This window comes from Flavobacterium sp. (assembly GCF_029242675.1).
In the GTDB taxonomy this organism is placed as follows: Bacteria; Bacteroidota; Bacteroidia; order Flavobacteriales; family Flavobacteriaceae; genus Flavobacterium.
Genome location: NZ_JAQWTM010000241.1, coordinates 1 through 2,983 on the forward strand (window position 1 = coordinate 1; position 2,983 = coordinate 2,983).

At 28.0% G+C, this 2,983-nt stretch carries 5 protein-coding genes; all 5 read right to left on the minus strand.

Annotated elements, in window-relative coordinates; translation table 11 throughout:
• On the minus strand, positions 1-221 hold a 221-nt coding region (locus tag P8M54_RS08925; RefSeq protein ID WP_300287378.1), incomplete at its 3' end, for a hypothetical protein.
• A gap of 257 nt (positions 222-478) precedes the next feature.
• Positions 479-1,189: a hypothetical protein gene (locus P8M54_RS08930; protein WP_300287380.1), complete on the minus strand. Its 711-nt coding sequence runs from the start codon at positions 1,187-1,189 to the stop codon at positions 479-481.
• Between the two features lie 150 nt (positions 1,190-1,339).
• Positions 1,340-1,486: a hypothetical protein gene (locus P8M54_RS08935; RefSeq protein WP_300287382.1), complete on the minus strand. Its 147-nt coding sequence runs from the start codon at positions 1,484-1,486 to the stop codon at positions 1,340-1,342.
• Positions 1,487-1,488: 2 nt separating this feature from the next.
• On the minus strand, positions 1,489-2,019 hold the full coding sequence (locus P8M54_RS08940) for a hypothetical protein (RefSeq protein ID WP_300287384.1): 531 nt from the start codon (positions 2,017-2,019) through the stop codon (positions 1,489-1,491).
• 270 nt (positions 2,020-2,289) lie between these two features.
• Positions 2,290-2,847, minus strand: coding sequence for a hypothetical protein (locus P8M54_RS08945; RefSeq protein ID WP_300287387.1), 558 nt, complete (start codon positions 2,845-2,847; stop codon positions 2,290-2,292).
• Between the last annotated feature and the right edge of the window lie 136 nt (positions 2,848-2,983).

The window sequence follows — 2,983 nt, forward strand, 5'->3', positions numbered from 1 at the left end:
ACTTTGGTTCTGTTTTCTGAAATTTCAGATAATTGTATTGGAATATTTTCGCCCCAACTATACAAACTAACTCCTGCTTTTACTACAAATCTACCTTGTAATTTATCTGCGTTTTCAATTTTCAATCCGTTAATTGTCGGAATTGCTTTTTTCATTGCCTCGAAAACTTTGTCTTTCGACATTGGAAATTCACTTTCCCCATTGTGGTCTAAAAATGCCATAGTATAAAATTTTATTGTTTATGTTTATTTTGGTTTCAAAAATAAATAGTTTGCAATAATTAACTTTACGGTTTTCCGTAATTGGAAGAAATATTTTTCTTTTTTTACGTTTTCGTCGCTCGAAAGTTACAGCTAACGTTCTGGCGCTACACGAGGTTTGGGATTAAAGATGCGAGATTTTTCGGTTAAACACAAATTTCCCAAATACAAAACAATCTTTAAATTCAGCCAAATGCCCAAATCTCGTGTAACGGCTGTTATAAGCTGTTTTTTATTTTATTTCGGAAATGTTTTGGATAGTTTAAACAATAATATTTCTTTAAGTTTCTGTCAAAATAATTTTGTAACGCTTTTATATCTTGAGAATAGTTATAGAGTACATTATAGTAAGTTTTCATTTTTGATAAATCAAAATCTTGAGAATTAAATGCGTAATCTTTTTTTAAAAATAACGATTCTTTTAAGCTCAATAATATTTCTTTCAATTCTTCATCAACATATTTTCCTGATTTTAGTATTTTATTGATATTCTTTAATGTTGAATTTCGATTATATTTTAAGTATTCAAGGAAGTTATATTTTTCAAAATTAAATATTTTCAAATCATCCAAATTTTTCTTTTCAAGGAGTATTTCAAATTCTTCTTTGGTTGGATAATTTTTCCTTAATTTAATATCCTTTTTTAAAACCTGGATAAAATGATTATTGCGATCTAAAACTAACTTGATTTTAAATGATATATATGGTAAAATTGATTTTTTTTCTGTTCTTTCTACTAAATAAACATTTATAAAATAAAAAAAGTAACCCGTAATATAAGACAAGCAAAATCCATCAATCATTCCTTCCAATTTATCTGCTTTACCTAAAAAAAATGGTATTACAGAAAACTTATAATTGACAAAGTTTATCCAAACAGTGATTAACAGAGTTAGAAAAAATATTATTGTTAAACCTTTTATTTTCATCTGTGGTAAAATAGCTTATAACGTTCTCGCGCCTTGCGCCGTTTGCGACTTACGAAGACGAGTATTTTCGGCTAAACGAAAATACGATAAAAAACGGTAATTCCACTAAATTCGCAAATGGCGCAAGACGTGTGTTGTAGGATGTACTTTTTACGTATTGAGTTTCTTTTTATCCGTCGGCTTTTTCGTTGATTTTTTCTTTTTAAAGAAGTCACTCAAAGCTTTTTCTTCAGCTAATGTTAGAGAACCTATTCCACCAATACTATCAATTTCTAAATCTAATTTTTTAGTTTTCATAATTATTTATTTTGAAAATATTTATTGATTAATTTCAATGCGGATTTTGTTTCAATAATCATAATTCTACCGCCAAAATGAAAAGCTCCTAATGTTTTTTCATAATGTTCGACTAATTGTGATTTCGAAAGAAAAGAAACATTTCCATCGTGTCCACGTTGGAAAGATAATTTACAAGCGTATGCAACTAAATTTCCAGCTACACCTGCGTAAACTTTTGTTTGTCCTTTGTTGAAAGGAGCGTTTTCTACAAGATCCATATAAACGTGGTCAGATTTAACTTCTAAACTAACAAGTCCTTGAATAATTTTAGAATTTCCAGAAATTGTAAGTTTATAAATATCTCTAACTGGATTTTTAAATTCTTCACTCCAGTTAAAAAGCCAACCATTTTTCTTTGTTACAGATTTTAAATCAGAATTTTGAAGAATAGAAATTTCAGTCTGAAAACTGTCTCCAGTAATCACGTTTTCAATTGAATTTGTTAACTTATCAATTATAAAATCCAAACCTATTTCTGCATTTTTATCCATTCAGCTAATTTAATGAATATAATCTAATTCTAAAAAGATTTGATGATTTTTGCGGTTTTTTGGGCGTATATCCTACAACGTTTTGCGGCTTGCAGAAGTGGCGAACTTCGTAACCGAGAGTTTTCGGCTAAGATAAAATTTCTTGCGAAAGATAAACGTGAATTTACCACATATTTCGCCATTTCTACAAACCGCTGTTGTGCGTTCGGTTTTCTTTTCTTAATTATTAATTTTCAATTTTTTCATTATGTCATTTCAAATTTTATATTTCTACCATAAATCCATAAGCTTCGTAATTATTCCAATTACAGCAGTTAAAAATCCTAAAATCATTGCAATGGTTTTTAACTTATCCCAAATATCATTTTCTTTTCCAGATTTATGTTTAGGATTTTCAGCAGGAATATTTTTTACACTATTCTTATTTTGGCTTTCAAAAGATAAGGAATCTTGATTAATGTTTGAGTCAATTACATTTCCATTTATTTTAATTGAATTTTTTTTATTCACAATTTTATATTTGTCAATTATGATTTTTAACTTATCTAAATATTCTATTCCGCCAATTGCAATTGTATATTTCACAGTTGATGTTGGAATTTGCATTCCACCAATGTTTCCAAAACTTGGAGTTTCTAAAATATTTATCCATTTCTGTTCTTTCATTTCAACAAGAATTTCTTGGAAATTTTCAATTCCGTGTGAAGGCATTATTGAAAAGAAAAATTCACCTAATTCAACTCCTTTAGGTTTTTCATTTAAAAATTTCAGCAAATGAATCATAAATTCTTTTCGATTTTCAAAGACATTTTCTATTTCAGTTTCCATTTAATTTTTTATGGTTTTTTAGATTATTTTCTTTACGCCGAAAATACTCGTATTCGATGTCCGAAACATCCACAAGCGCGGTGACGTTAGTGGCAAGATTAAATAAATAGAGAGAAAATATTTACATTAAAATTAT

Bases quoted from the DNA above. Each gene is read 5' to 3' on its own strand.
- P8M54_RS08930 (WP_300287380.1), bottom strand. From the start codon at position 1,189: ATGAAAATAAAAGGTTTAACAATAATATTTTTTCTAACTCTGTTAATC.
- P8M54_RS08935 (WP_300287382.1), bottom strand. From the start codon at position 1,486: ATGAAAACTAAAAAATTAGATTTAGAAATTGATAGTATTGGTGGAATA.
- P8M54_RS08940 (WP_300287384.1), bottom strand. From the start codon at position 2,019: ATGGATAAAAATGCAGAAATAGGTTTGGATTTTATAATTGATAAGTTA.
- P8M54_RS08945 (WP_300287387.1), bottom strand. From the start codon at position 2,847: ATGGAAACTGAAATAGAAAATGTCTTTGAAAATCGAAAAGAATTTATG.